At 60.5% G+C, this 2,396-nt stretch carries 3 protein-coding genes and 1 pseudogene; 1 reads left to right on the forward strand and 3 read right to left on the reverse strand.

All coding sequences use genetic code 11. The annotated features are described in order from the left end of the window. Positions 1–163: pseudogene (locus EN932_RS39285) on the forward strand (peroxidase); the annotation flags it as partial. A 322-nt stretch (positions 164–485) separates the two neighbouring features. Here the strand turns inward: EN932_RS39285 and EN932_RS34110 are convergent. The 3 genes from EN932_RS34110 to EN932_RS34120 all read right to left on the reverse strand — a co-directional run. Continuing rightward, entirely contained in the window at positions 486–947 is a 462-nt protein-coding gene (locus EN932_RS34110) for a DoxX family protein (protein ID WP_338039906.1), read from the reverse strand. Between the two features lie 97 nt (positions 948–1,044). Beyond that, positions 1,045–1,524 (reverse strand): tetratricopeptide repeat protein, encoded by a 480-nt coding sequence (locus tag EN932_RS34115; RefSeq protein WP_128337944.1) that lies wholly within the window; start codon positions 1,522–1,524, stop codon positions 1,045–1,047. Between the two features lie 28 nt (positions 1,525–1,552). Next, positions 1,553–2,396, reverse strand: an 844-nt coding sequence (locus tag EN932_RS34120) for an MBL fold metallo-hydrolase (protein ID WP_164890782.1), incomplete at its 5' end; no start/stop codon positions are given.

The raw sequence follows: 2,396 nt of genomic DNA on the forward strand, positions 1-2,396 counted from the left end.
AGGCAACTACGATCGGTTGCTGGACTTCAGCCGCGCGGTCACCGGCACATTGTTCTTCGTGCCGGCGACGACATTTCTGGAGAACGTTGCGACCCGGGAAGCAGTCACCTCGACCGCTGGTCCGGCCCTGTCGGACGGATCTATTCGGAGTCATCGTAAGTAGGTCCGCCAGACCATACAGTACGAGGAAACGGCTTGGCGACCCGTACAGAGAACGCAGACCCTCAGCGACTAGCACATCGTTATCTGTCAACTGGTTACGAGGCGGTTCGCCCAAATTCAAGAAGCTAGGCCCCCCATTCGCTGATCGCATTTATCTTACACCCATTGGCAGCTTTGCGCCTCAAATCGGCCGATAGGGCGGCCCTATCCGTGCCGTTAAGCGGACGTCGATGAACGGCACGCCACGAACGGCTTGCGCCATCTGGTCACCCGAGGCGTTTGTGGCGTGCCGAGTTATATGAGACCCAGCGTCTTGGTCGAAATTAGAACGGGAGCTTGATATCGCCCACCGACAAAGGGCTACCGGCCGCTATGAGCGCGGCAACCGTCTCTCTGTCCTGTTGCCGGCGCCTCATGAGTCCGTTCAGCACCCTGTCGAGAGATATCGCGCCGGCTCCGGCGATGGCGAGGACGAACATGCCGCCCGCTATGGCGAGATCCTTTTCCAAATGCAGCAATTCGTTCTGGCTGGCGAAATTGGTGTGGAACAGGGCTGCCGTTGCCAAACAGAACAGTCCGAGCGCGACCGCGCCCAGACGCGTCAGCAGGCCCAGGCCGATCGAAAGACCGGCTCCCAACTGCAGCGCTATGGTGGCCATCAGAAGCGGCAGGCTGACGCCGAGGGCGGCCATGGCTTTTGCGGCACCGTCGAAATGGATCGCCAGCTCAACGCCTTCATGCACGAAGAGCAATGAGAGCAGCAGGCGACCCGTCAGCAGGGTCAAGTCGGTGAGATGTAGTTTCAAGGCGATTTGTGTCGTTGTCACGATTGGCTCCAGATAGGAAAGAGGGCAGGCGCCGCACGAAGGCGCCCGCCTGGCTTCATTGGGTCACTTTGGTGTCGATGGCCTTCTGCAGGTCTGCGCGTTCCTCGCAGCCTGCCGGGCAGAGCTGGGTCAGCGATGCCAGCTGCTCCCTAGCTTTGGCCATGTCGCCGGTCTCGACATAGAGTTCGCCGAGATATTCGCGCGCCGCCTTGTGGTCCGGCTTCAGTTCGAGCGCCTTGGTGTAGTAGGTCAGTGCCGTCGTGTAATCGCCGGTCTTGCGCAGCGTGAAGCCGAGCAGATTGTAGACGTCGGCCTGCTGCGTGTCCTGCGCCAGGTCACGAAGATCGGCCAATGCACCCTTATAGTCCTTGGCATCGATCTTGGCTTTTACTGCGGTGAGGTCGGGCGCGTCGTCGCCTTCAATGTTGTCCACGGCATAGGCCGGCCCGGTGACGGCGACCGGAACGGCAGTCAGCACGGCAACGGCGCCGAGCAGCCCGAACAGGTTGTGCCTGTTGAAGAAGGAAGGTTCCATTGTCTTTCTCGCTTTGGGATTGCCGCGCTTAAATTTGCACGGGGGTGAAGCCGTAGGCGTTGCCGTCCTTGACGAAGGTGCCGGTGCCCGGGAACGGGAAGTGCGAACCGGAGATGCGGATGTTGTCGGCAATCACGCGATCGATCAGTTTGTGGCGCGTGGTAATGGCCGTCGGCCCATCCTGGTCGTAGGTGCCTTGCCAGTCCGGATGCGGCGCCAGCAGTGCCGGCACATACATTGTGTCTGCCGAAATCATGATCTGCTCCTTGCCGGAGTTTGCGAGGTAGACCGAATGGCCTGGCGTATGACCGGGCGCGGCGATGATCTGCATGCCAGGCGCCACTTCGGCGCCGTCCTCGACCAGCTTCCAGTTCTTCCATTTCGGGAAGTTTTCGGCGATGCGCTTGCCCGCCGGCTTGCGCCCTTCGGGCAGCTTTGCCAGTCGGCCGGGGTCGGTCCACCACTTGTATTCCGTGGCGTTGACGATGAGCTCGGCATTGGGGAACACAGGCGCGCTGGTCCCCTTTTCCATCAGGCCCCAGACGTGGTCGGGATGGAAATGCGAGATCATGATGGTGTCGATAGTGTTGTAGTCGATGCCAGCGGCGGCCATGTTGGCCGGCAGATGGGTGGCATTGGTTTGCCATTGGCCGACGCCCGAACCGGCATCCATCATAATCACCTTGCCGTTCATCTTGAGGACGACGACGGTGAGCGGGATAGGCATGAAGTCTGTCGTCAGGCCGGCCTTGGCAAGGGCTGCCTTGGTGTCCTCGACGGAGACATCCTTGATGAAAGCTGGGTCGTGCGGCTTGCGCCAGATGCCGTCATAGATGGCGGTGATCTCGATATCGCCGACCATGTATTTGTAG

Source organism: Mesorhizobium sp. M7A.F.Ca.US.002.01.1.1 (assembly GCF_004022955.1).
In the GTDB taxonomy this organism is placed as follows: Bacteria; Pseudomonadota; Alphaproteobacteria; order Rhizobiales; family Rhizobiaceae; genus Mesorhizobium; species Mesorhizobium ciceri.

Excerpts from the sequence above, each read along its gene's own strand:
- EN932_RS34115 (WP_128337944.1), bottom strand. The coding sequence starts at position 1,524 with ATGGAACCTTCCTTCTTCAACAGGCACAACCTGTTCGGGCTGCTCGGC.